This is a genomic window from Janthinobacterium sp. NKUCC08_JDC (assembly GCF_019345575.1).
In the GTDB taxonomy this organism is placed as follows: Bacteria; Pseudomonadota; Gammaproteobacteria; order Burkholderiales; family Burkholderiaceae_D; genus Janthinobacterium; species Janthinobacterium aestuarii.
On record NZ_JAHKQW010000008.1, the window covers coordinates 89,063 to 115,410 of the forward strand.

General features: G+C 61.7%; 20 protein-coding genes and 4 tRNA genes. 9 read left to right on the plus strand and 15 right to left on the minus strand.

Translation table 11 applies throughout. The features are described from left to right. Positions 1-268 precede the first annotated feature (268 nt). Positions 269-1,282, plus strand: coding sequence for a D-2-hydroxyacid dehydrogenase family protein (locus KO538_RS19060; protein ID WP_219329324.1), 1,014 nt, complete (start codon positions 269-271; stop codon positions 1,280-1,282). Here the strand turns inward: KO538_RS19060 and KO538_RS19065 are convergent. Then, positions 1,270-2,043 carry a hypothetical protein gene (locus tag KO538_RS19065; RefSeq protein WP_034754429.1) on the minus strand — a complete coding sequence of 258 codons (774 nt, stop codon included), beginning with the start codon at positions 2,041-2,043 and terminating at the stop codon, positions 1,270-1,272. The genes KO538_RS19060 and KO538_RS19065 overlap by 13 nt on opposite strands. Positions 2,044-2,219: 176 nt before the next feature. On the opposite strand from KO538_RS19065, the gene KO538_RS19070 reads away from it, so the two are divergent. Continuing rightward, positions 2,220-2,705 carry an asparaginase domain-containing protein gene (locus tag KO538_RS19070; RefSeq protein ID WP_034754431.1) on the plus strand — a complete coding sequence of 162 codons (486 nt, stop codon included), beginning with the start codon at positions 2,220-2,222 and terminating at the stop codon, positions 2,703-2,705. 521 nt (positions 2,706-3,226) lie between these two features. After that, positions 3,227-5,956: a TonB-dependent receptor gene (locus tag KO538_RS19075; RefSeq protein ID WP_034754433.1), complete on the plus strand. Its 2,730-nt coding sequence runs from the start codon at positions 3,227-3,229 to the stop codon at positions 5,954-5,956. A gap of 133 nt (positions 5,957-6,089) precedes the next feature. Here the strand turns inward: KO538_RS19075 and KO538_RS19080 are convergent, their stop codons facing one another. Together KO538_RS19080 and dinB are read right to left on the minus strand one after the other, a co-directional pair. Next, positions 6,090-6,986, minus strand: coding sequence for a recombination-associated protein RdgC (locus KO538_RS19080; protein ID WP_034754435.1), 897 nt, complete (start codon positions 6,984-6,986; stop codon positions 6,090-6,092). A gap of 118 nt (positions 6,987-7,104) precedes the next feature. Then, a complete protein-coding gene (gene dinB / locus KO538_RS19085) occupies positions 7,105-8,238 on the minus strand; it encodes a DNA polymerase IV (protein WP_374106864.1) in 1,134 nt (377 codons plus the stop codon). Positions 8,239-8,431: 193 nt separating this feature from the next. On the opposite strand from dinB, the gene KO538_RS19090 reads away from it, so the two are divergent. From KO538_RS19090 to KO538_RS19115, 6 genes are all read left to right on the plus strand, one after another. Next, positions 8,432-10,606: a S9 family peptidase gene (locus KO538_RS19090; RefSeq protein ID WP_219329325.1), complete on the plus strand. Its 2,175-nt coding sequence runs from the start codon at positions 8,432-8,434 to the stop codon at positions 10,604-10,606. Positions 10,607-10,705: 99 nt separating this feature from the next. After that, positions 10,706-10,781: transfer RNA gene (locus KO538_RS19095), tRNA-Val, on the plus strand. A 54-nt stretch (positions 10,782-10,835) separates the two neighbouring features. Then, positions 10,836-10,912, plus strand: a tRNA-Asp gene (locus tag KO538_RS19100). Between the two features lie 217 nt (positions 10,913-11,129). Then, positions 11,130-11,205, plus strand: a tRNA-Val gene (locus KO538_RS19105). 57 nt (positions 11,206-11,262) lie between these two features. Then, positions 11,263-11,339 (plus strand) — tRNA-Asp (locus KO538_RS19110). A 361-nt stretch (positions 11,340-11,700) separates the two neighbouring features. Further along, positions 11,701-12,039, plus strand: coding sequence for a CzcE family metal-binding protein (locus tag KO538_RS19115; protein ID WP_219329326.1), 339 nt, complete (start codon positions 11,701-11,703; stop codon positions 12,037-12,039). Between the two features lie 68 nt (positions 12,040-12,107). Here KO538_RS19115 and ahpF read toward each other — a convergent pair whose 3' ends face one another. The 12 genes from ahpF to KO538_RS19175 form a co-directional block, all read right to left on the minus strand. Next, positions 12,108-13,703: an alkyl hydroperoxide reductase subunit F gene (gene ahpF, locus KO538_RS19120; RefSeq protein WP_139092006.1), complete on the minus strand. Its 1,596-nt coding sequence runs from the start codon at positions 13,701-13,703 to the stop codon at positions 12,108-12,110. Positions 13,704-13,801: 98 nt separating this feature from the next. Further along, entirely contained in the window at positions 13,802-14,365 is a 564-nt protein-coding gene (gene ahpC / locus KO538_RS19125) for an alkyl hydroperoxide reductase subunit C (RefSeq protein ID WP_034753905.1), read from the minus strand. 187 nt (positions 14,366-14,552) lie between these two features. Further along, positions 14,553-14,951 (minus strand): DUF3597 domain-containing protein, encoded by a 399-nt coding sequence (locus tag KO538_RS19130; RefSeq protein WP_034753903.1) that lies wholly within the window; start codon positions 14,949-14,951, stop codon positions 14,553-14,555. 169 nt (positions 14,952-15,120) lie between these two features. Further along, a complete protein-coding gene (locus tag KO538_RS19135; RefSeq protein ID WP_257620449.1) occupies positions 15,121-17,922 on the minus strand; it encodes an EAL domain-containing protein in 2,802 nt (933 codons plus the stop codon). Between the two features lie 134 nt (positions 17,923-18,056). After that, positions 18,057-18,449, minus strand: a complete 393-nt coding sequence (rbsD, locus tag KO538_RS19140; protein ID WP_034753900.1) for a D-ribose pyranase — start codon at positions 18,447-18,449, stop codon at positions 18,057-18,059. A 4-nt stretch (positions 18,450-18,453) separates the two neighbouring features. Further along, complete coding sequence (gene rbsK, locus KO538_RS19145; RefSeq protein ID WP_046683218.1) at positions 18,454-19,362, minus strand: ribokinase; 909 nt, start codon at positions 19,360-19,362, stop codon at positions 18,454-18,456. Continuing rightward, positions 19,359-20,414 (minus strand): LacI family DNA-binding transcriptional regulator, encoded by a 1,056-nt coding sequence (locus tag KO538_RS19150; protein ID WP_219329327.1) that lies wholly within the window; start codon positions 20,412-20,414, stop codon positions 19,359-19,361. The genes rbsK and KO538_RS19150 overlap by 4 nt, the downstream gene beginning before the upstream one ends. Before the next feature lie 9 nt (positions 20,415-20,423). Continuing rightward, the gene (locus KO538_RS19155; protein ID WP_219329328.1) at positions 20,424-21,395 is read right to left on the minus strand and encodes an ABC transporter permease; all 972 of its coding nucleotides are present in this window, start codon (positions 21,393-21,395) and stop codon (positions 20,424-20,426) included. A gap of 18 nt (positions 21,396-21,413) precedes the next feature. Continuing rightward, positions 21,414-22,967 (minus strand): sugar ABC transporter ATP-binding protein, encoded by a 1,554-nt coding sequence (locus KO538_RS19160; RefSeq protein WP_219329329.1) that lies wholly within the window; start codon positions 22,965-22,967, stop codon positions 21,414-21,416. 85 nt (positions 22,968-23,052) lie between these two features. Further along, positions 23,053-24,012, minus strand: a complete 960-nt coding sequence (locus KO538_RS19165; protein WP_034753892.1) for a sugar ABC transporter substrate-binding protein — start codon at positions 24,010-24,012, stop codon at positions 23,053-23,055. 208 nt (positions 24,013-24,220) lie between these two features. Beyond that, positions 24,221-25,102, minus strand: a complete 882-nt coding sequence (locus KO538_RS19170) for an EamA family transporter (RefSeq protein WP_219329330.1) — start codon at positions 25,100-25,102, stop codon at positions 24,221-24,223. Between the two features lie 162 nt (positions 25,103-25,264). Continuing rightward, complete coding sequence (locus KO538_RS19175) at positions 25,265-26,341, minus strand: zinc ribbon domain-containing protein (RefSeq protein WP_219329331.1); 1,077 nt, start codon at positions 26,339-26,341, stop codon at positions 25,265-25,267. Between the last annotated feature and the right edge of the window lie 7 nt (positions 26,342-26,348).

The window sequence follows — 26,348 nt, forward strand, 5'->3', positions numbered from 1 at the left end:
CGTGTTCACGCGGGCAGGGCTCTGGTGTCGTGTCCGCCGCGGCGCTCGCGCCAGCGGCATTTACCTGGATCATGCTCCCGGGCTGCAGGAACAGTTTGCGCTATCACTATAATCAGGAAGCTTCAAAAGTGCCGGCGATTGTACACCCGTGTAACAGCTATTCTCGCAAAAATGTAGGAGAATAGCTTGACTAATGTAGTAGGCTATTCAGCATTTCCCGTATCCTGTTATTTCCCTACCAAATCCTCACTAAAATCGGCCATCCACCATGAAAATTGCCATACTCGATGATTACCAGGATGCCGTGCGCGGCCTCGATTGCTTCCAGTTGCTTGCCGGCCACGAGGTCAAAGTGTTCAGCAATACGGCGCGGGGCCTGGGCCAGCTGGCGATCCGGCTGGCCCCGTTCGACGCGCTGGTACTGATCCGGGAACGCAGCAGTTTCAACCGGGCCTTGTTGTCGAAACTGCCGAATCTGAAACTGATTTCGCAAACGGGCAAGGTCAGCGGCCACATCGATGTGGCGGCCGCCACCGAGCTGGGCATCGCCATTGCGGAAGGCATCGGCTCGCCCACGGCGCCGGCCGAACTGACATGGGCGCTGATCATGGCGGCGCAGCGCAAGATCGTGCCGTACGCGCAACATTTACAAGAAGGACTGTGGCAGACGTCGTCGCTGGAACCGGCACGCAACACGCTCGGTACGGTATTGAAAGGGCGCACCCTGGCGATCTGGGGCTACGGCAAGATCGGGCAATTGATCGCCGGCTACGGCCGCGCTTTCGGTATGGGCATCCTCGTGTGGGGCAGCGAAGCGAGCCGCGCGGCGGCCGTGGCGGCCGGCGATACGGCGGCAGAGTCGCGCGAGGCCTTCTTTGAGCAGGCCGACGTGCTGAGCTTGCACCTGCGCCTGTCCGACAAGACGCGCGGCCTGGTAACGAGCGAGGACCTAGCGCGCATGAAGCCCGCGTCCCTGTTCGTCAACACCAGCCGTGCCGAGCTGGTGGCCGATGGCGCGCTGGAAGCGGCGCTTCAGATGGGGCGCCCGGGCGCCGCCGCGCTGGACGTGTTTACGGACGAGCCGCTGCCGCCAGGCTCGCCATTGCTGCTGCTACCGAACGTGCTGGCCACGCCGCACCTGGGCTACGTCGAGCGTGACAGCTATGAACTGTATTTCCGCTATGCCTTGCAAAACATCGTCGATTTTACGCAGGGCCAATGCACGCGCCTGCTCAATCCCGAGGTGTTGCAACATGCGCGGCAAAGCCCTCAGGAACGCTGAAAACCCTTCAGCAAGTCCGGCTCGCCCGTGATGCCGATGGCGGGCGCGGGCAGCACGTGCCGGCCCCGCCACAGGCCGGCCCAGCCGGGTGGCCAGGCGATGTCCGGCCCACTGTACGGCGCCACGCCAGCGCGCACGGCCACGACCGGCACGGGCGGCATGTCTTGCAGGGGCTCGCCTGCGGTGCGCTGCATATCCAGGCTGTACATGTAATTGGGCAATAAAGCGTCGCAGACGCGGCCAAACCAGTCGCTATGGTCGTCGTCGCGGCCCAGCGCCTGCGCCAGCCCCTGCGGGTCGAAGCGGGCCAGGGCATCGATCAGCTCGCCAGTGGTGGCGCCCGGGGAATCGCCCCAGCCCATCACGGGGTTGACGTTGTAATCGGCGCCCGAGCCATACCAGCCTTCGCGCCAGGGCCGCTGCATCCAGTCGCGCGGCCCCGTAAACAAATGCCAGCGCCAGTGCAAGCCCGACGGCTTGGGCCAGGCATACAGATACAGCTTTTGATAGCCGGCCTGGTGCAGCTCGCGCACCATGGCCATCAGACGCGCGTGCGGCATGCGGTCCGGCGGCGCGCGGCGAAACAGGATCGCTTCGCCATCGGCAAACTGCACGTCGTCGGTCGACAGGTTCAGGTCCAGGGTCCGCGCTTCGCTGCCGAAACGGGCGGCGATCCAGCCCGTCAGCAAATTGACGGACGTGATCACCCCGTAACCGCGGTGGCGGTGAAAAATGACGGTGCCGGGAGCGAGCGCTTTCATACGGAGTCGGGGGGCAGGCAAACAAAGAAACCAGTGTACTCACAGATGGCCAAATTTTCCAGATGCGGCGCAAGCGCAGGCGGCAAGCACGCTGCCCCATCCGCAGCGCCATTCACGCAAGGGCATCAATCCACGATATCATGCGCGTCATTCTCCACTGACATCGTGACCACATCATGACATTGCGCATACTCGCCACCGGCGGCACTTTCGACAAGCACTACAACGAATTGAACGGTACCCTGGGCTTTTCCGACAGTCATTTGCCGGCAGCGATTGCCCGCGCGCGCATGACGGCGCCCGTGGCGCTGGAGCAATTGCCATTGCTCGACTCGCTCGACATGCAGGATGCGGACCGCCAGCGCGTGCTCGCTTCGTGCCGCGCGGCGCACGAGAAAGCCATCGTCATCATCCACGGCACCGACACCATGCGCGAAACGGCGCAAGTGCTGGGCGCAGCGAACCTGCAGCAAACGGTGATTTTGACGGGCGCCATGATTCCCTACGAAATCGACAACTCCGATGCCCTGTTCAACCTGGGCTTTGCCTGCGGCGTGGCGCAAACCTTGCCAGCCGGCGTGTATGTGGCCATGAACGGCCAGATCTTCGCCTGGGACAATGTGCAAAAGAACCGCGCCGCCGGCGTGTTCCAGCCTTTGTAAGTCGATGGCGGGACAGGGCGCACAAGCAGAACGACTAACGCTCTGACTGACACTCTGTCACAATTCCACCAGCCCGCTTTCAGCGGGCTTTTTTACATTTTTTTACTTTGCATAAATTCCGCAATACAACATTTTTCGTCTAATTATTGCTGGTAAAACATCGAATTGCCAATACAATAATTTTATGTTGCAAAAAAACGCCATTGATCATTTTTAAAAACGTAGATATTTATAAATATAAAATCTATATTTAACATTTAAATCAAATATTCTTCAGTATCTCGAATTTATTGCCAAATCCGACACGGTTGAGGTGCATTTTTTCTTGCTGAGACGACATAATGTTTGCCTCGACAAGTCAAAAGTGCATTTATAACAATATTGCACCAAGTAGTCTTCCACCTCCCACCGACGTGGTTCCGCCTACCGTACACGAGCACCGCAGACCATCTACCCGATGGCTATATCGGTGCTCGTGTGCCGCTTGTCGTTATTAAAACTACTACGGAGTAATTGTTACAATGGCATTTAAAGAAAAAATTGGCGTGCGCAGCGTACGCCTGGCCCTGACCGTCCTGGCAGGCAGCGTCTTGTTCTCCGGCCAATCCATGGCGGACGAAGCAATTCAAAAAGTTGAAATTACCGGTTCGAGTATCAAGCGTATCGCTGTCGAAGGCGCACTGCCTGTACAGCGCCTGTCGCAAGAAGCGATCGCCAAATCGGGCGCCACTTCGGTAGCCGACCTGATCCAGGCCCTGCCAGCCATGCAAGGCTTCACCATCGGCGCAGTTGCTGCCGGTTCCGACTCGGGCGGCAATACCAGTGCATCGCTGCACGGTATCGGCGAGTCCTACACCCTGGTACTGCTGAACGGCCGCCGCATCGCACCACAAGGCTCCGGCACCACGGTCAACCTGAACGCCATCCCGATGAGCGCCGTTGAGCGCGTCGAGATCCTGACCGACGGCGCTTCGGCCCTGTACGGCTCGGACGCCATTGCCGGCGTACTGAACTTCATCCTGAAGAAAAACCAGCAAGGCGCCACTCTGGAAGCCACCTATGGCGGTCCGGAAGACAAAGGCGGCAACGCCTGGAATACCAGCGTCACCTACGGTTTCGGCGACCTGGACGAAGACCGCTTCAACGTGCTGCTGTCGTACCGCCACGATGAGCAATCGAAACTGCGCGCCACTGACCGCGATTTCGCCGCTACCTCGTATGTGCCATTCAGCCGCAACGGCAACAACTATGTATGGGACCGCACCAGCACCTCGGCTTCGCCAGCAGGCGCCACAGTTGCCTACAATAGCGGTGCTAAATCGACAGCCTTTACGCCTTACCTGGCGATGAATGGCAAGTGCCCTGAAGACTCCTACAAGACGACCAGCAATGCGCGCGCTTGCGGCTTCGACACGGGCTCCACCGTGGAAGTCGTACCGCAATCGAAACGCGACAGCCTGTTCTCCAAAGCTACGTACAAGCTGAACGACAACCTGAACGCGTTCGCCGAACTGGCCTACTCGCGCTACGACCTGACGGCGCGTATCGCCGCCAATCCAATCCCGATTTCGATCGCCAAGGGCAGCCCGCTGTACAACACCTATGTATCGCCGTACCTGACGCCAGCGCAACGTGCCGACGTCAAGTCGATCACCGCCAACTACCGCAGCACCGACTTCGGTCTGCGCGCCAGCAACACCATCACCGAAACCAAACACATGGTCGTTGGTGTGGAAGGCGAACTGGGCGCGTGGAACTTCGAAAGCGGCCTGACCTGGTCGCAAAACTCGATTGACGAGCGCTACACGGGCGGTTACCAGAAGAGCCAGGAGTTCAAGAACATCCTCGCCAATCCGGACTTCAACCCGTTCGCAGTGACGCAAAAACCATCGGTGCAAGCGCAAATCGCTGGTGCGCAGTTCGTTGGCTCCGTGCGTACCGCATCGACCACGATGCGCGGCGTCGATACGCACGGCTCGCGTGAATTGTTCAGCCTGCCAGGCGGCAAAGCCAGCCTCGGTATCGGTGGCGACTACCGCACCTATACCTATGAGCAATCGCCAGGCAGCAATGCCACCGGCGACGATATCTACAACTTCAACACCAAGGCCGCCTACGACATGAGCCGCGACACCTACGGCGCATTCGTCGAGTTGCTGGCACCGTTGACCAAGTCGTTCGAAATGACCGTGGGTGGCCGTCACGACGCCGTCAAGGCGATCGATGACAAGCTGAACAACAAAACTGTCGGCAAAAAAGACAGCGCCAATACCTACAAGGTATCGGCACGCTGGCAGCCAGTACAGACCGTGCTGATCCGCGGTTCCTACGGCACGGGCTTCAAGGCGCCAAGCATGCTGGAAATTGCACAGCCACTGGTCAACGCCGGCTTTACCGCCAAGAAATTTGACTGCCCATACCCAGGTAACGCACTGTGCCGCGCGGAAGCAACGCAATACAACGCCGTGTCGCAAGGCAATCCGGATCTGCAATCGGAAAAGTCGAAACAGTTCACCCTGGGCTTCCGTGTCGAACCTAGCTCGGCCTTCTCGTTCGGCGCCGACCTGTGGGATGTGAAACTGCGCAATGCCGTGTCGGAAGTTTCCGAAGAGCAAGCATTTGCCGATCCGATCAAGTATGCGTCGAGCTTCGGAACTTATACCGAACCATCGACCGGCATCACCTACTACTCGTTCAAGAAACTGTCGGTCAACATCGGCAAGAAGGAATACCGTGGTATCGACTGGGATCTGTCGGCCAACCACAAGTTCTCCTTCGGCAAGCTGACCGCCCAATTGAGCGGTACGCACATGTTGCACGCCAACTACACCAAAGCCGGTAGCGATAATATCTACACCAGCAACATGAACTTCTTCGGCGACACCAACGAAGTCACGTTCCGCAACCTGATGAAGCTGACGACGACCCTGGATACGGGCCGCCTGAGCAACACGGTAACGGTCAACTACCGTAACGGCTACACCGATGCAGCCGCTACCGTGTACAACCTGGCGACCCAGCAGGAAGAGAAAAACTTCCGCCTGCAAGTACCGTCGTACACCACGTTCGACTGGCAAGCACGTTTCGCCTTTGACAAGCAAACCACGATCCGCGCAGGTATCAAAAACCTGTTCGACCGTGCACCACCGCTGTCGCTGCGCGCTTCGTCGGGCCACCAGGTTGGTTTCGACCCACGCTACGCCGATCCAATGATGCGTTCGTTCTACATCACCGGCAACTACAAGTTCTAATGTGACGTTGTGAATTAGCTTGTCCGAAAGCGCCTTGCACTTCACCGTGCAAGGCGCTTTTTTTATGGCGCGACATATTGCGCAGACGAAAAAAAGGAGCCGCAGCTCCTTTTTTGTACCGGCATGACGGCTGTTACGCCGTCGCTTCGCCGCCCAATGCTTCGACCACGTCGGCCATCAGCTTGCTCAGCTCGCCCGTCATCAGCATCACGTCGCCGTCGAAACGCTCTTCGTCGTTCTTCGTGCTCGATTCCGTTTCCTTGATCACGTCGAGCGGCTTGACGCTCTTGATGGCCAGCGACTCCGTCAGCACGAATGAGATCTTGTCGTTCCACGTCATGGCCAGGCGCGTGCACTGCTTGCCGGCCGCGATGTGGCGGCGCACGTCGTCCGCTTCCAGGGTGTGGCGCACGTAGCGCACGGTGGCCTTGCTTTCGCCCGTGGCGCGCAATTCCGTATCCATGTCGACCGTGAAGCCGGCCGGCGCATCGTCGGCCTGCAGCCATTCCGTCATCACCGCCACGGGCGAGCGCTGCACGCGCAGACTTTCCAGCGGCAGTTTGTCGACGGCTTTCAACAGCAGCTTGATGACTTCATCGGCTTTCGCCGGGCTGGCGGCATCGACCACCAGCCAGCCATTGACGGGGTCGATCCACGTCCAGACGTTGCTGCGGATGCTGAAGGCGCGCGGCAGCAGCTCGTCGGCCACGCGTTCCTTCAATTCCTTCATGGCCTTTTTACCAGGCGCAAAGCCTTGCGCTTCTTCCATCTCGGCGGCGCGGGCCTTGGCCACCTGGTTGATGACGGTCGCTGGCAGCAGTTTCTTTTCCGTGCCCAGCAGGATCAGCATCTGTTTGTTGACCACGTGGACCAGGCCGCCGTTCGGGCGTGGCGTATCCCAGCCCTGGCGCATCAGATCCATGCTGGTCGCCGGCGTAAATTTGTTCGAGGACAGCGCCTCTTCCAGTTGTTCTGGCGTGTAAGCCCACGGTGCGGGCAGGCGGTAAATCTGAAGATTCTTGAACCACATAGTTTTTGTCTTCCGTTTGTTTCAGTAGTGCCAGGGGAACGCCATTCTACACTTTCGACACGGGAATGCCGTCAAAAGCGCGGACTGGCGCGGTGTTGTTGCTGCGTGGGGAATGCCGCTACAGGGCGGGAAACAGCTCCGCCTGGGCCGGTGCCTGCCGCGTCACGATGGCCGGGTCCGACAAGGTCGAGATGCGCACGCCCAGCAGGCGGATTTTCTTGTCAAATGGCACGCGCCGCAAGCAATCGCGGCTGGCGCGCAGGATGGCGGCGGCGTCCGCCGTGGCGCTGGGCAGGGTGATGTCGCGCGTGACGGTGCTGAAATCCTCGAAGCGCAGCTTGATGCCCACCGTGCGCCCCGCCAGCGACTGTTTATCCAAGTCGCCCGCCACGCGCGTACACAGGCTTTCCAGTTTTTCCGACAGGGTGGCGCGGTCGCGCACCACCTGCAAGTCGCGCTCGAACGTCGTTTCGCGGCTGACGGACTTGGTTTCCCGGCTCGTCTGCACGGGCCGGTCATCGATGCCCAGCGCCGCCTGGCGCAGCCAGCCCGTGTACAGGTCGCCGAACTGCGTGCGCAGCATGGCCATGTCGGCCCGGGCCAGCTCGCCAATGGTGACAATGCCCAGCGCTTCCAGCTTGGCCGTGGCTTTCGGACCGATGCCGTTGATCTTTTTCGCCGGCAAGGGCCACACGCGCGTTTCAATATCCTCCGGGTTCAGGATGGTCAGGCCGTCCGGTTTTTCCAGGTCGGAACAGATTTTCGCCAGCAATTTGTTGGGTGCCAGGCCGATCGAGCACGACAGGCCCGTGGCTTCGAACACGGCCGCCTTCAGGCGCGCCGCCATGGCCGGCGCCTGCTCGCCGTATTCGGTGAGATCAACATAGATTTCATCGATGCCCACGTTCTGGATGATGGGGCACAACTGGGCCACGGCCTGCTTGAAGCGCGCTGAATAGTCGCGGTAGGCCTCGAAATCGGCCGGCAGCAGGATGCTGTCGGGCGCCAGCTTGGCCGCCTTCATGATGCCCATGGCGGAAAACACGCCGAACACGCGCGCCGCATACGTCGACGTGGTGACGACGCCGCGCCCCACGTAGTCGCGCATGCGCGCAAATTGCCGCGTGCCGTCTTCCTGCAGCACGGGCTGCTGCAGACGCCCACCGCCGATGACGACGGCTTCGCCGCGCAATTCCGGATATTTCAACAGTTCCACGGAGGCAAAGAAGGCGTCCATGTCCAGATGCGCTATCCAGCGGCGGGCTGCGGGTGGCTCGGGAAAGGGGGAGGCAGATGTGGTCAAGGACACCTCGCGGCGGGATACTGTAGTTATATACAGTATCGCTGGAAATGCCCATGGATGCAAGTTGAAACGCACGCGCAAGGCGGTTGCTTTTCTCAATAGCAAGATTACAATCCTGACACAACTATTCAAAGGAGTCGCCTTGTCTATCGCCCATCACGCTGCGCGCCGCCGGTCCGCCTGGTTATCCATCCTGCCGGCCCTGCTGCTGTCCTCGCTGGCGCCATCCGCGCTGGCCGCCGACGCCGCCACCGCTACCGTCGCCACCATGTCGGCGCCCGTTGCCGCCAAGACGGCCTGGCAGGAAACGCGCCACGGCACGGTCGTCACGGACGACTACCGCTGGCTGCAAAAGAAGACCGATCCTGCCGTGATCGATTACCTGAATGCGGAAAACGCCTACACGGCCGCCGTCACGGCCCCGATCCAGCCGCTGGCCGACAAGGTGACTGCGGAAGTCAAGGGACGCATGCAGGAAGTGGACCTGTCCGTGCCTGCGCGCCAAGGCAATTTCTACTATTACACGCGCACGGAAGCAGGCAAGCAATACCCGATTCACTGCCGCCGTCCTGTCGGCAAGAACGGCGCCTACGATGTGCAGGCGCTTGAAGAAATTCTGCTGGACCAGAATCAATTGGCCGAAGGCCACAAATTCTTTGCCGTACGTGCGTTTGCCATCAGCCCGAATGAACAGTTGCTGGCCTACACCACCGACACGACGGGTTTCCGCCAGTACGAACTGCATGTCAAGGATTTGAAGACGGGCAAGCTGCTGGGCGACACCATGCCGCGCGTGACCTCGCTGGCGTGGGCGGCGGACAACGCCACCCTGATGCTGACGCAGGAAGACGCCACCACCAAGCGCGCGGACCGCTTGTTCCGCCTGCCCCTGGGCGGCACCTTGCAGCAGGTCTACCACGAGCCAGTGGAACAGTTCGCCATCGGCGTGAGCCGCACCCGCGACCATCGCTACTTCGTGCTCACTGCGCGCAGCACGGATACGAGCGAAGTGCTGCTGCTGCCAACGAGCAAGCCCGAAGGCAGTTTCCAGAGCGTGCTGAAACGTGAAAAAGGCCACCGCTACGGCATCGAGCACCGCGACGGCCAGCTGTTTATTCTGACCAACAAAGAGGCGAAGAATTTCCGCGTCGTCAGCGCGCCAGTGACCGCCCCGCAGCCGAAGAACTGGAAGAGCGTCGTGCCGCACAACAAGGATGCCGTGATCCAGTCCATCGACGTCTTCCAGGGCTATCTGGTGGTGATGGAAAAAGCCCGCGCCCTGAACCGCGCCCGCATCCATGATTTCGCGCGGAAGAACTGGAAAACGGTGCAGTTCGACGACCCCGTCTACCTGGCCACGGCGGCCGGTACGCCGGAGTTTTCCGCCACGCAATTTCGCATGTCCTACCAGTCGCCCGTCACGCCGCCCACCGTCATCGACATGAGCATGCAAGACGGCAAGCGCACGGTGCTCAAGCAGCAGGAAATCGTCGGCGGCTTTGATGGCAGCCGCTACACGACGCAGCGCTTGTGGGTGAAGGCGCGCGATGGCGTGCAGGTGCCGTTGTGGGTCGTCTACAAGAAAGGCGTCAAGCTCGACGGTTCCGCGCCGCTGCTGCTGTATTCGTATGGTTCGTATGGCATCTCGACGGAAGCCACTTTTGCCATCAGCCGCATCAGCCTGCTGGACCGTGGCGTCATCTATGCGCAAGCGCATATCCGCGGCGGCACGGACATGGGCGAAGCGTGGCATGAAGACGGCATGCTGATGAAGAAGAAGAACACCTTCAATGACTTCATCGACAGCGCCGACTACCTGGTGCGTGAAAAATGGACGAGCCCGAACCGCCTGATCATCCAGGGCGGCAGCGCCGGCGGCTTGCTGATGGGCGCCGTCGTCAACATGCGTCCCGAGCTGTTCCACGCCGTGCACGCGGCCGTGCCCTTCGTCGACGTGATGAACACCATGATGGACGCCAGCCTGCCGCTGACGACGGGCGAGTACCTGGAATGGGGCGACCCGAACCAGAAGACGGCCTACGACTACATGCTCAGCTACTCGCCCTACGACAACATTGCGCGCAAGAATTACCCGGCCATGCTGGTGACGACGGGCCTGAACGACAGCCAGGTCATGTACTGGGAACCGGCAAAGTATGTGGCCAAGCTGCGCGCGTACAAGACGGACGGCAATCCCCTGCTGCTGAAAACGAATATGGGCGCCGGCCATGGCGGCGCTTCGGGCCGCTATAACGCCATTGCCGAAAACGCATTCAATATGGCGTGGATGCTGTCGCAGTGGGGTATTACGGAGTAAAGTGAAAAAAGCGCTTGCAGAAGGATTTTGTCCGTCCTATAATAGCGCCTCTTCCAGACGTGGTGACAAACGTCGGGATGGTTTTCTGAGACAAGCAACGGGTGCTTAGCTCAGTTGGTAGAGCGGCGCCCTTACAAGGCGTAGGTCGGGAGTTCGAGCCTCTCAGCACCCACCAAATCAGAAAACTGTCCAGTGCTTCATGGATCAGCAATACAGATCATACGAGCTTGGAGTGGTAGTTCAGTTGGTTAGAATACCGGCCTGTCACGTCGGGGGTCGCGGGTTCGAGTCCCGTCCGCTCCGCCAATAAAAGAAAAGCCCTTTGGTTCTCTGAACCGAAGGGCTTTTCCCATTTCAGAAGCAGAAAACACGTCACTCCCCCCGTCCCTGACTATTTTTGCGCTTTTCAGCAAAAAAACTGCTGTTCACCCTCAAGAATAGTTGCACAAGCACGAATGCGCCCCCTATAATAGTGCCTCTTCCAGACGTGGTGACAAACGTCGGGATAGTTTTCTGGGTATGCGGGTGCTTAGCTCAGTTGGTAGAGCGGCGCCCTTACAAGGCGTAGGTCGGGAGTTCGAGCCTCTCAGCACCCACCACCAATACAGAAAATTATCCAGTGCTTCATGGATCAGCAACACAGATCATACGAGCTTGGAGTGGTAGTTCAGTTGGTTAGAATACCGGCCTGTCACGTCGGGGGTCGCGGGTTCGAGTCCCGTCCGCTCCGCCAATAAAAGAAAAGCCCTTTGGTTCTCTGAACCGAAGGGCTTTTCCCATTGTGGGACCGCAAATGCTCTAGAATCAGCGCTACCCCGGCTCCGCCCCTACCCCCGCAGTTTTCTCCCTACCTCGTCCTCTGGCCCATCATGCTTTGCTGCAATTTGCCCCAGCCTGGCCCTGTATCCGGGCAGCGATCAGGCCCTGGCCTTGCTCGTGCCCTTGGAGGCGACGGTGCAATTGTGAAATAGGACTTTGCAGATCCGACAAGAAACGCTTAGGATGCCGTGTTGCAAAAACCGGCGATCCCGGTGCAGCCACAACGACAATATGGCGCGGCTACTCGCTGCGCCTGGCTTATTCTTGGAGAAATTATGTTGAACACCCACCGCAGCGCCCTGGCGATTTTGTGCGCCGTCCTTGCCGCCTCGGCCATCGCGGCCGGCCCCACGGGCACGGCCGCCGACTATGGCAGCAGCGCCCCGCACGCGGCCGCCCAGCGCAGCATCGAGCTGCAACCCGATACCCGCCACATCAACGTCACGCGCGGCGAAACCGTCACCATCGCGCGCGCCGGCCAGCGTTTTACGTGGCACGTGCAAACCTTCAACAACAAGACCGTCTTCGCCCTGGCAGAGATCGCGCCGAAGGACATGCCCGTCGACGGCGTGCAAGTGTATGTGGCCGCCAATCCCCTGTACGCGGGCAGCTAAGTTTCTTCTACGCACAAAAAAACCGGAACCACCTCGCGGCCGTTCCGGTTTTTTTGCAGCGTAAAGATTTACGCAGTCAATGCTTCTTTCGACGCGGACTCTTCCACTACTTCCTCGTCGTCCGAGCGGATCAGGTGGTCAAAGGCGGACAAAGCTGCCTTGGCGCCTTCGCCGGTGGCAATGATGATCTGCTTGTACGGCACCGTGGTGACGTCGCCGGCCGCGAACACGCCGGGGATCGAGGTCTGGCCGCGGGCGTCGACTTCGATTTCACCGTGGCGCGACAGTGCCACCGTGCCTTTGAGCCACTCCGTGTTCGGCACCAGGCCGATTTGCACGAAGACGCCTTCCAGCTCGACCTTTTTCGACTCGCCGCTAACCCGGTCCGTGTAGCTCAGGCCATTGACGATCTTGCCGTCGCCGTGGATCTCGGTCGTTTGCGCCGACGTAATCACGGTCACGTTAGGCAGGCTGTGCAGCTTGCGTTGCAGCACCGCATCGGCACGCAATTCCGCGCCGAACTCGATCAGGGTCACGTGTTTCACGAGACCGGCCAGGTCGATCGCCGCTTCCACGCCCGAGTTGCCGCCGCCGATCACGGCCACGCGCTTGCCCTTGAACAGCGGGCCATCGCAGTGCGGGCAGTAGGCGACACCGTGGTTGCGGTATTCCTTCTCGCCCGGCACGTTGATTTCGCGCCAGCGGGCACCGGTGGCCAGGATGACGGTCTTGGCTTTCAACACGGCGCCATTGGCCGTCTCGATCTGCACCAATTTGCCCGGCGTCAGTTTCGCGGCGCGCTGGGTGTTCATGATGTCGACTTCGTATTCCTTGACGTGCTGTTCCAGCGCCATGGCGAACTTCGGACCATCGGTTTCCTTGACCGAAATAAAGTTTTCGATGGCGAGGGTGTCGAGCACCTGGCCGCCGAAACGCTCGGCCAGCACGCCCGTCTTGATGCCTTTGCGGGCCGCATAGATGGCCGCTGCCGCGCCGGCAGGGCCGCCGCCGACGATCAGCACATCAAACACGTCTTTTTTCGACAACGCTGCCGCCTGGCGTGCGCCGGCGTTGGTGTCGAGCTTGGCGAGGATTTCCTCGACATTCGTGCGGCCCTGGCCAAAATGCTGACCATTGAGGAACATCATCGGTACGGCCATGATCTGGCGCTCTTCCACTTCTTTCGGGAACACGCCGCCATCGATGGTGGTGACCTTGATGCGCGGGTTGATCACCGCCATGGCATTCAAGGCCTGCACCACTTCCGGGCAGTTATGGCAGGAGAGCGAAATAAACGTTTCAAATTCGTAGTCGCCGTCGAGGTTGCGGATCTGCTCGATCACGGCCTCGTCGAACTTGATGGTGTGGCCGCCCACTTGCAGCAGCGCCAGCACCAAGGAGGTAAATTCGTGGCCCAGCGGCACACCGGCGAAACGCACGCCGATGTCGGAGCCTGCACGGTTGATGCTGAACGACGGGGCGCGTACGCCAGCGTCAAGGCGCTCGACCAGCGTGATCTTGTCGCTCAACAGGACTATCTCCTGGAGCAATTCCTTCATCTCGCGGGCTTTTGCGCTGTCATCGAGAGAAGCGACCAGCTCAAGCGGATACACCACTTTTTCCAGGTAGGATTTCAGTTGGGTTTTGAGGGTTGCGTCTAACATGATTTTTTCTTCCTTTACAAATATTTAGGCGAATGCCGGGCCGGACGCCCGGTCCGGCATCGCGGTAACTACTTGTTTGCTACGTGTTGCATCGAGACTTAGATCTTGCCAACCAGGTCCAGCGATGGGGTCAGGGTTGCTGCGCCTTCCGTCCATTTGGCTGGGCAAACTTCGCCTGGGTGAGCGGCAACGTATTGAGCTGCCTTAACTTTGCGCAACAGTTCCGATGCGTCACGGCCGATGCCGTTGTCATGCACTTCCAGCACTTTGATGAAGCCGTCTGGATTGATGACGAAGGTACCGCGCAGCGCCATGCCTTCTTCTTCGATCATGACTTCGAAATTGCGCGACAGGGTACCGGTTGGGTCGCCGATCAGTGCGTATTGCACTTTCTTGATCGCGTCCGAGGTGTCGTGCCATGCTTTGTGCGCGAAGTGCGAATCGGTCGAGATGCCGTAGACATCGACGCCCAGTTTCTGGAATTCAGCGTGGTGATCGGCCAGATCTTCCAGTTCGGTTGGGCAAACGAAGGTGAAGTCGGCTGGGTAGAAGACGAATACCGACCATTTGCCTTTCAGCGACGCTTCCGTCAGGTCGACGAATTTGCCATTGTGGTATGCGGTTGCCTTGAATGGTTTAACTTGGGTATTGATCAGCGACATTTCATTTCCTCTCGTGTGGTGAATCAGTAAGACTCTAGTGTAAGGGGTTTTAACCCATATGCAAAATTGATTGTCACAATAGTTTCAATTGGTTTTAGCTATCATGACACTATGGGAACTCCATGATAGGCAGTTCCCACAGGATTGGATAGCGGTGACAGTGGATACCCCTGCCGCCGCCAGGTGTTTAGTTCTTCAGTTCTTCCGGTACCTTGCCGCCGTTTTCCGCCAGCTTGATCATCACCTGGCGGTGCAGCCAGATATTCATGCTGGCCGAATCGTTGGTGTCGCCCGTGAAGTGCAGCTCTTGCGCCAGTTCCTTGCGCGCGGCCAGGCTGCTGTCGAGTTGAAGCAGTTTCATCAGGTCGACGATGGACGTGCGCCAATTGAGTTTTTCCGCGTTCTTGCTGGCCAGGTCGACCAGCACCACTTCCACGTCCACCACGGGCGCCGCAGCGGCCGGAGCGGCAGCAGGAGCGGCCGGTGCTGCAGCAGGTGCTGTCGTGGCGGCGGCCGGCGTGGCAGCCGGTGCGGCGTCGGACGAATGGTGGAAGATCTTGTTGTAGATATTGCTGAAAATGCCCATGAGGTCACCTCGAGTTGAGTGAATGGAAGAAGTTTGCCTGCGCACCCGGTGTAGGTACCGGTGACAGCAAAGCCGGGCGCAGGCGCCAGCCCATCGAGTATAAGCCCGTTCAAGCCGGGAGCCCCGTCCCGCAGGCCTAGATGAAATCTGGTGGCAGGCTGGGCCTGTTTCAAGGGCGCAAGGGCCGCCGGGCGTGCAGCAGCGCGTCGAACGCTTCGATGGCCAGCGGCGGCGCAAACAGCTCGCCTTGCGCGAAATCGCAGCCGATCTCCAGCAGCCGGGCGCGCTGCTCTTCGGTCTCCACCCCTTCGGCGATGACCTGCAAGCCCAGCTTGTGGGCCATGGTGACGATGGCTTCGCACAGCACCAGTTCGCTGGCGCCGGCCGCCAGCTTGCGCACCAGCACGCCGTCGAGCTTCAGGTAGTCGATACCGCATTGCTGCAGCTGCGTCAGCGAGGCATGGCCGCTGCCAAAATCATCGAGGGCGATCTGCAGGCCCGCTTCGCGCAAGTGCTGCAGGCGTGGCGCCATGCTATTGCCGTTGGGTAAGAGTACATCTTCGCGCATGTCGAGCACAATGGCCGAGGCCGGCACATCGAGCGCCATCAGCTGGCGCAGCCAGGTGCCGGGCGCCTCCATTTCGCGCTGCAATTCCAGCGGCGACTGGTTCAGGCACAGCTGCAGCCCCGGCAAACCGATGGCCTGGCCCTGCGCGCGCCAGTGCAGCAGTTGCGTGGCCGCCGTGCGCAGCACCCAGTCGCCGATCTCCACGATCAGGCCGCTGCTTTCGGCCAGCGCGAGGAAATCGGGTGGATACACGATGCCCCGCTGCGGATGATGCCAGCGCAGCAAGGCTTCCGCCTTGGCAATATTGCCGCTATGCAGTTCGACGATGGGCTGGTAATACAGCTGCATCTGCTGTTCGCGCAGGGCTGTGCGCAAGTCCGCTCCCATGCGCATGCGGTTGACGGCCGCCACCTGCATGGCGGGCGTAAAGTAGCTGTAGCGGTTGCGCCCCGCGCCTTTCGACACATACATGGCCTGGTCCGCCTGCTTGAGCAAATCCTCGATCGTGCCCGCGTCATCGGGATACAGGGTGATGCCGATCGAGGCCGAAACGAAGGCCTGCTCCTGTCCCAGCAGGAACGGTGCCAGCAAACCGTCGAGTATCTGCCGCGCGATGCGGTCGACTTGCTGCAGGTCGTCGATGTCGGACAGGATCACCGTGAATTCATCGCCGCCCAGGCGCGCCACCGTGTCCGTCTCGCGCACGCCCACGCGGATGCGCCGCGCCGCTTCGATCAGCAAGATATCGCCCTGGTGGTGGCCCAGGGTATCGTTGACTTCCTTGAAATGGTCGAGGTCGATGAACAGGATGGCCACGCGGTTCGCATCGCGCCGTCCCTGCGCCAGCGCCTGGCGCAAACGCTCGTGGAACATGCGGCGGTTCGGCAATTGCGTCAAGGTATCGAAATTGGCTTGCTGCCAGATCAGCGCTTCCGTTTGCCGCTTGTCCGTCACGTCTTCCAGCATGCACAAATGGTGCGGTCCGCCATGGCGCGCCGTGGCGATGGCCGTCACCGAAGCATCGACCCACACGACGCCGCCATCGGGACGCACGATGCGCTTGGCGTGGCGAAAGCCCTGCAGGCGCCGCGCCAGCAACTGCGCCACGTGCGCCTGCTCACCAGCCACATCGTCGGGATGGCTGATCTCCATCCAGCTCGTTTGCTTCATGTGCTCCAGGGTGCGTCCGGCGATGGCCAGATAGCGCGGATTGATATCGAGAAACTGTCCGCTCACGGTATCGATCAGGGCGATGCCCATGGGCGCTTCCTCGAACATGGTGCGAAAGCGCAACTCCCCCTGGCGGATGGTTTCCTCCGTGCGGCGGCGCTCGCGCGCCAGGTTGTTGAAGTGGAAGCCGGCCGACACGGCCAGCAAACTGCCCGCCAGGCCCAGCGACAAATACAGCCAGCCCAGGTCGGCGCCTGGCACGGGGCGGTACAGGAAACCCTTGTAGGCGCGGCTGTCCGTGGCCTTGGGTGGCAGCACGCCCATGGCCGCGTACGTGTCGGCAATATGCTGCCAGCGCTGGGGATTCATGTAGCCGAGCTCCACCAGCACGGGCTGCAGCAGCAATTCCATCTGCTGCGCCTCGTACAGCAGGTGCGCGCGGTCGTGGCGCTGGCTGTATTTGACGTGGATCAGTTGCGCCATTTCCTCGCGGTGCGCCATCGCGTATTGCCAGCCGCGCAGGCTGGCCGCGCGGAACGCTTTGACACGCTCGGGATGGCGGCGCAGTTCCTGCTCGCTGGTAAACAGGTTGTCGCCGTAGAAATCGATGCCGGCCGTACGCGGCGTAAACTGGTAATAGGAAAATCCCGCCCGGTCCAGGTAGTCCGGTTCGTTGGTGGAGTACGCGGCAATCGCATCGACCTTGCCATCGATCAAATCCTCGATCCGGTAGCTGGGCGGCAAGTGGCGCATCTGCTGCGGCGCGACGCCCATTTTTCCCAGGAATAGCGACACTTCATCGGAGGCGGCCGCCACATTGACGGCCGCGCCGATCATCACGGGCGCCCCCACCAGCTTGCGCACGTCGGGCGCGCCGCCCTGCTGGCGCATCAGCAGCACGCTGGGCGAATGCTGGAACACCACGGCCAGCACCACCACGGGCTTGCCCGCCAGGCGGCTGAGCAACAAGGTGCTGTTGCCCACGCCATATTCGGCCTGGCCCGACAGCACGGCCGCCTCGGCAGGCGGCACGCCGCTGCCTTCGACCAATGTCACCTCGAGCCCCGCCTCGCGGTAATAGCCTTGCTCGATGGCCGCGTAATAGCCGGCGAACTGGAACTGGTGCGTGAAATTGAGGTGCAGGGAGACGGCTTCCAGCGCCCGGACGGGCGTGGCCAGGCACAGCAGCAGAATGAAACAGCAGCGGAAAGCGTCGGAGGCTTTCATCGGCATGGCGGGACACCACAGGAAGCTGCCGCGTTGGCAGGGGTAAGGCTATTGTAGCCGCCCCTTTTGCCGATGGATAATTATTTCAATGCGGACAATAGCGTTGATGTTTTTAGCAAACAATCGCGCCATTGTTTGCGTTAGAACACGACGCCAGCCACCAAAATGATGTTGGCGTACGGACTGCACTCACCCGTGCGCACGATGGCGCGCGCGCCCTTCGACAATTGCTTGAACTCGTCGTGCGTCACCTGGCGCGCATCGGGCAAGGCCAGGGCCGCCACCTGCGCCGCCATGGCCGGATTATGCTGCGGCAACTCGCTGGCGAGCAAATGGTATTCCACCTGCATTTCGCTCAGCACGGTGTTGACAGTATCGATGAAGCCGGGGATGCCGCGCGTCAGGGCCAGGTCGATCAGGGGCACGCCCGGCTGCGACGGCAAGCCCGCGTCGCCAATGACGAGCATGTCGCCATGCCCGAGCGACGCGATCAGTTGCGACAGTGCGATATTAAGCAGCGGTGATTTTTTCATGGTCTCAGAACAGCTCGTGCAAGTGGGGGATCGACGTTTGCGCGCCGGGTTTGGTGACGCTCCAGGCGGCCGCACGCTGGCCTTGCTGAATCGCTTCCGCCTCGTCCATGCCGGACGCCAGGCCCGCCACAAAACCGCCGATAAACGTATCGCCCGCGGCCGTCGTGTCGACGGCTTTCACGGCTTCGGCCGGGAACGTGTAATCGCCGCCATACAGGGCCGCGTGCACGCCCTTGGAACCCAAGGTAATGATGACGTTGTCGCTACCCAGCTTTTGCAGCGCGGCGGCCAGCGCCTTGACATCCGCGCCTTCCGGGCTGACGCCGGCCAGCATGGCCGCTTCGATTTCATTCGGAATCAGGTAATCGACCAGTTCCAGCACGCCTTCCGGCAAGCTGGCGGCCGGGGCCGGGTTCAGCACCACGGTCTTGCCCAGCGAACGGGCCAATTTGATCGCGTGCACGACGGTGGCCATCGGGGTTTCCAGCTGCAGCACGACGATGTCGGCCTGCTCAATTAACCCTTGCGCCGCGTCGATGTGCGCGGGGCTCAATAAATCGTTGGCGCCGCCTGCGATCACGATGCTGTTCTGGCCGTTGTCGTCGACAAGGATCGAGGCGATGCCGGACGCGACACCGGGCAAGGTCGTGATGTGGCTGTCGATGATGCCGTCGCCGACGAGCGCCGCACGCAGGGTCGCGCCAAACGCATCGTCGCCCACGCAAGCGACCATGGCCACTTGCTGGGCACCGGCCACTTTGCCGCTCAGGCGCGCGCAGGCCACGGCCTGGTTGGCGCCCTTGCCGCCAGGAATGGTTCTAAACGCGCCGCCCGTCAGGGTTTCGCCGGGGAGGGGCATGCGCGGCACGCGCAAGACCAGGTCCATATTGATGCTGCCGATAACCACGATCATGATGTCATTCCCATCAGTTCAGTTGCAGGTAAAGAAGTAGGTACAGAAGAAGGCACTGCGGCGGCACTGGAGCCGCGCACGTGCAGTGCCGGCGCGATGCTGCGCTGCTGGCGCGGCAAGGCGGGGTCGGCGATGCGCGCCAGCAAGCAGGCGGCCGTGATGTGGCCCAGCTCGCGCGTATTTTGCGCCACGCTGGTCAAGGCCGGATGGACGAAGCTGGCCAGGTCGATATCGTCGAAGCCGACGACGGCCAGTTCGCCCGGCACGGCAATGCCCCGCTCGGCGGCGGCGCGCAGGGCGCCAAAGGCCATCAAGTCATTGCAGCAGAACAAGGCGTCGGGGCGCTGGCCTGGCGGCAGCGCCAGCAGATCCAGCGCGGCCGCATAGCCGCCCGCGCTCGTAAAATCGCCATGGCGGCACAGCGCGTCGTCCAGGGCCACGCCCGCGTCCGCCATAGCGCTGCGCACGCCGTCGATGCGCTCGTTGGAAATGCTCACTTCGCGGGGACCGGCGATGCAGGCGAAACGCCGGCGCCCCAGACCCAGCAGATGGCGCGCGGCCAAGGCACCGCCGGCGCGGTTATCGACGGCCACGGCATCGATGGACAGGTCGCTGGGCGCGCGGTCGAGCAGCACGGCCGGCACCTTCATCTTGCGCAGCAATTCGCCATCGCTGTCGGCCAGCGCGGACAAAATCAGGCCGTCGCAGCGCTTGGTCAGCAGCACATTTAAATAGTCGCGCTGCTTGACGGGGTCGTCGTCGGAATTACATAAAATCACGCTGTAGCCGGCCGCGTAGCAGCTGTCCTCGATGCCGCGCGCCACCTCCGAAAAATACGGATTCGTATTGTTCGGAATGATCAGGCCGATGGTGCCCGTACTGCGGCTGCGCAAGGAACGCGCCAGCGCGCTGGGCACGTAATGCAATTGTTCCACGGCCGCCAGCACGGCGCGGCGCGCCTCGTCGCTGACGGGGCGGGTATTGTTGAGGACGTGCGACACGGTGGTAAACGACACCCCCGCTGCCTGCGCCACTTGTTTGATGGTTGCCATGGGCCAGTATTATGAACGCTCGCCGCGGCGGCGGTAGGTATCGAGCACCACGGCCGCAACGATCACCAGGCCCGTGACAATGCGTTTCAAGGGTTCGGACACGCCCACTTGCGCCAGGCCCGCTTCCAGCACGGAAATGATCAACACGCCGATAAACGTGCTGATGACGGAACCGCGTCCGCCCATCAGGCTCGTGCCGCCGATCACGACGGCGGCGATCACTTGCAATTCCATGCCCACGCCGCCGTTCGGGTCGGCCGCTTCCAGGCGCGACACCTGGAACAAGGCGCCCACGCCGGCGAGAAAGCCCATCAAGGCAAACACCAGTACTTTTGACGGTTTTGTGTTGATGCCGGACAAACGCACGGCTTCTTCATTCGTGCCGATGCCGATCCAGTGGCGGCCCAGCACCGTGCGCGTGAGCACGAGGTGACCGATGACAACGATGGCAATCGAGGCGATGAAAGCGGGCGACAGGCCGAACGCGATCGGCGAGCTGATGCCGTCAACGGCGCTGCCGATGTATTCCGTGCGCGAGTTCGTCACCTGATACGCCATGCCGCGCGCCATTTCCAGCACGCCCAGGGAAACAATGAACGAGGGAATGCGCCAGCCGACGGAAATCAGGCCCGTGGTGGCGCCACACAGGGCGGCGACGAACATGCCCAGCAGGGCCGCGCTCCATACGGGCCAGCCCCAGTGCACGACGGCCAAGGACAGCACGGAAGCGGCCAGCGCCATCACGGAACCGACCGACAGATCGATGCCGCCGATGATCAGCACGAACGTCATGCCGACAGCCATCACGACGAGGGTCGGGATATTGTTCGACAGGGTGCTCAAGGTGGCCAGGGTGAAGAAGTTTTCGCTGGCGAACGAGAACAGCACGCACATGGCGACCAGGGCGCCGATCAGGCCCGCATAGTTTTTCAGGTCGGCCAGGCTGCGCTGCAGATACGAAGGAGAGGAATTGGTGGTCATGGGAATCTTTCCGGCGGATCAGGCCGCAGCTGGAGTGGAAGTGGGGGTCAAATAGCCGGAGAAGGCGGCCGACAGCAGCGCGTCCTGGCTCCAGGCGCCGCGCTCGAAGGTCTCGACGATGCTGCCCGCGCTCATGACGGCGATGCGGTCGCAGATCAGCATCAGCTCGCGCAAGTCGCTCGAGACGATGACGAGGCCCTTGCCCTGGCGCGCCTGTTCGGCCAGCACCTGATAAATATCAAACTTGGCGCCGATATCGATGCCGCGCGTGGGCTCGTCGAACAGCATCACGGGGCAGTCGCGGTACAGCCAGCGTGCGATCACCACCTTTTGCTGGTTGCCGCCAGACAGTTCCGCCACCGTTTGCGCGCTGTTGCGCGAGCGGATACCGAGGCGCTCGATGTAATCGTCGGCCACCGACGCTTCGGACGCATCGTTGAGCCAACCGGCGCCGCTGACGGTGTCGAGCGAGGCCAGGGTCGTGTTGACGGCGATGGACTGGCGCAACAACAAGCCTTGTCCCTTGCGGTCTTCCGTGATCATGGCGATGCCCGCTTTCACCGCTGCCTGCGGCGAGGCCAGGGCGGCCGGTGTTTCGCTGTCGCCAAGGAACACCTCACCGGCGTCGGCACGGTCGGCGCCGAAGATCAGGCGCAGCAATTCCGTGCGGCCCGAGCCGATCAGACCGGCGATGCCGAGGATTTCACCGGCGCGCAAGTCGAACGAGGTCGGGTTGACGACCTTGCCGCGCGCCAGGCCGCGCACGCGCAGCAACGGCGCCCCTAATGTGCGCCCGCTCAGGTCGACGGCGTCATCGGCCGAGCGGCCCACCATCAGGCTGACCAGATCGGAGGCGGAATGGCCCGCGATATCGTCGTCGCACACGAGTTGCCCATCGCGCAGCACGGCGATGCGGTCGGCCACGCGCTTGAGTTCTTCCAGGCGGTGGGAAATATAGATGATGCACACGCCTTCGGCCTTCAGACGTTCGATCTGCAGGAACAGCAATTCCACTTCGCGGTGCGTCAGCATGGCCGTCGGCTCGTCGAGCACCAGCAAACGGCAGGCGCCGATCAAATTGCGCGCGATTTCGATCATTTGCTGGTGGCCGATGCCCAGTTCGCCCACGAGGGTCCACGGATCGAGGCCGCCCAAACCCACTTTTTCCATCTGTTCGCGCGCGTCGCGTTCGAGACGGCCGCGGTCGATGAAGCCGAAACGCTGCGGCAGGTTTTTCAGGTACAGGTTTTCCGCGATCGACAGGGTAGGAATCAAATTGAGTTCCTGCATCACCATGCGGATGCCCAGCGCCTCGGCGGCGCCGCGCGAGGCGGGCTGGTAAGGCTTGCCGTCGAGCAGCATCGTGCCCGTGGTGGCTTGCTCCAGACCGCAGATGATCTTCGACAAGGTGCTTTTACCAGCACCGTTTTCGCCCGTCAGCGCCAGCACCTGGCCGGGGGCAAAGCGCAAGCCCACGCCGCCCAGCACGGGGCCGACATAGGACTTGCCGATGTTGTCCAGGGTCAATAGAGGGATGGCGGCTGATGGCGCCGGGGGGATGTCGATGGGCATGATAAAACTCCGCGGTAGTGGCGGCGGGGCCGGCGCCGCCTGCTCGCATGAGTAGGCAGGCGCCGGCCCCGGCGGGATCAAACGATCAGGACTTGGCGGCCTTGGCGACCAGTTCGACCTTGGTTTCGATGACGCCACCAAGCTCGGCCTGTTTCTTCTTCTGTGCCAGGGCTTTCAGCACGGTCTCGATGCCGAACACGGCTTGCTGCGAACCGAACTGGTCGGCGGTAGCCAGCACGCGGCCATCGGCCAGCATCGGCTTGATGGCGTTGATGTTGTCGTAGCCGACGACGATGACTTTGCCCGTCTTGCCGGCCGCCTTGATGGCTGACACGGCGCCGATGGCCATGTTGTCGTTACCGCACAGCAAAGCCTTGATGTTCGGGTTCGCGTTCAGCATGGCGGCCGCCACCGTGTTGGCCGGGGCGATTTCCCACTGGCCCGACTGCACGCTGACAACTTTCGCGCCGGCCGCGTTCATGGCGTCCTGGAAACCCAGTGTGCGCTGCTGCGCGTTGTAGGTCGTCGACACGCCTTCGATGATGCCGACCGGGTCGCCCTTCTTGATCTGCTTGGCCAGGAAGTCGCCGACCACCTTGGCGCCCTTGCGGTTGTCCGGGCCGACGAACGGCACGCTGATGCCCTTCTCTTTCAGGGCGCCTTCGTCGAGCTTGTTGTCGATATTGACGACGATGATGCCCGCGTCGATGGCTTTCTTCAGGACCGGCACCAGCGCTTTCGAGTCGGCCGGGGCGATCACCAGCGCGTTGACGCGCGAGACGATCATTTGCTCGACCAGCTTGATCTGGCTCGACGTATCCGTCTCATCCTTGATGCCGTTCGACAGCAGGTCGTACTTGGCGGCATTGGCCTTCTGATGCGCCTTGGCGCCATTTTCCATGGTCAGGAAAAATTCATTGGCGAGCGACTTCATCACCAGCGCCACCTTCGGTTTGGCAGGTGTCTGCGCCATCGCCGGCACGGCGGGCAAGGCACACACCAGGACAGCGGCGGCAATCATTTTCAGGCGAATACGGGATGTCATGAGCGTCTCCAGAGTTGTTGGTCAAGCACGTCTACACCATGCTTTTATGAAATTTTACGGCGCGCAAACGTTTGCGCGAAGCGAATAGTGCCTCAATGCCCTATTACAGTGCAAGCAAAACTGTATGTGCGGTGCAGCAAAAAGGGCGCGCCCAGAGGAAAAGGGGCAGGCCGATGTGATCAGCCTGCCGAGGGGAAATGCGCGGAAGTCAGGCGTTTGTTGCGGGACGGGCGCTGGCCCACTGCACGGCCAGCACGCTGGCCAGCACCAGCAGCAAGCCCAGCATCGACCAGCCCGTCATGGCCTGGCCCAGCAATGCCCAGCCCAGCACGACGGCCATCAGGGGGCTGAGCAGTCCCAGCGAGGAGACGGCCACGGGCGACAGCCTGGCGATGCCGCGAAACCACAGCGCATATGCGAGCAGGGCGCCGGCCAGGCACAGGTAGGCGTAGGCCAATATTTGCGCCAAGGACAAGGCCGGCAGCGGTGCGTCGGCCAGCCAGGCGACGGGCGCCAGCATCAGGCCGCCGAGCAGCAATTGCCAGCCCGTCAGCGCCAGCACGGGCAAGTCCGGCTTCCAGCGCCGCGTCAAATAGGTGCCGGCTGCCATGCAGGCCGTGCCGCCCAGCGCGGCGGCGATGCCGATCGGTTCCCACACGGTGCGTGGCGACAACAATAAAACACCCATGCCCGCCACGCCCAGCACGCTGGCCCCCAAGGCCATGCGGGACGGACGGCGCCCTTCCACGCCCCATGCCAGACCCATCACCAGCAGCGGCTGGATAGCGCCCACCACGGCCGCCAAGCCGCCGGGCAAGCGGTAGGCGGCCACGAACAGCAGCGCCTGGAACACGCCGATATTCAACGCGGACAGGATCAGCACGCGGCTCCAGTCGCGCCGCGCGGGCAGGCGCCGCATGACCAGCAGCAACAGCAGGCCGGCCGGCAGCACGCGGATCAGGGCCGCAGTGAAAGGCCGGTCGGGCGGCAGCAGTTCGGACGTGACGATATACGTGGAACCCCAGATCAGGGGCGCCAGCGCCGTGAGCACGATATCGCCCCAGGCGGGGCGGACAGGAGAGGCAGGCATGCACTATCTCGACATCAAGATAAAAAGCCAGTGTGGGCGCGAACTATCTTGATGTCAAGATAAATTGGCTAGCGCACCGTGGCGGGCGGACGTAAAAAAGCCCGGCATGGCCGGGCTGCGGGGAACCATGTCAGGCGGAAAGCCGCGCTGTCTGACAGATACTTAATCGCGCACGCGCCGCAGGGTCGTTACCCGCATGCCGCCCATGCTGATCTGCGCCGTGCTGCCATCGTCGCTGACGATAATATCCATGGCCGCTTCGCCCGCGCCTTCCGGCGCGATCGTCACGGTATTGCCCTTGGTGGTGAAGGTGGCCTTGGTCGAGGTGCCGTTATTGATCACGCTGTCACTTGTAAATTCCAGGACGTTGCCCATCGCCGCCTGCCATTTCCCCACCGCCGGATGGCCGCCAAAGCTGAACACGCTTTTCAGCTTGTCCAGCATGCCCGCACCCTGCGCGGCCGACGATTTGCCTATCGCACCGGTCATGGCCGCCTGGCTCATCTGCGCTTCGTCGATGACTTGCCATTGCTTGTCAACCAGCGCCATCGGCAGTCGCACTTGCAGATCGCCGTCCGGCAAGCGCTGCAGGATCAGCGCGCGGTCCGGCGATTTGGAGAACCACGCCGCCTCATCGGTCAGCGTCAGGGTGGCCTTGGCCATCGCCACTTGCTGGACGCCCAGGTCGCGCACCTGATCGTAGCCGCTGACCTTGGCCACTTTCACGCCCTTAGCCACGCACAGCTTGTCGCCATGCAAGGCCGCCTTGCCCGGCGCGGCCAGCGCGTAGACAAATTGCGATTGCGCAACCCAACCACCGCTGCTTTGCTCGACGGGAGCGTTGTACAGGCCTCCACGCACAAGGATATCCAGCCATTGCCGAGTGGAACTGTCGTACGACGCCACGCGGATCTCTTCCTTCTGGTACGGCAAGTTGGTGAGGCACAGCAGCTTGTCGCGCACCGCCTCGTCAGCGGCCAGGTGGGCATCGATGGCGCGGCTGAAACTGCTGGCCGAGGCCGCCTCTGGCTTCAGCAGCCACGCCAGGGCGCCGCCAGCCACGACGACCACCGCCAGCACGCCGCCGGCGATCATGACGTGGCGCCGCTTCACACCGGGCAGCGCCGGCGTCGCGGCTGGTGCGGGCGCCGTTGCGGCGTTGACAGCCTTGCCGCATTCATCGCAGAAGCGCGCGCCGGGGACATGGGCGGTGCCACATTTGGTGCAGAAGTGAGCCATGGTGTGC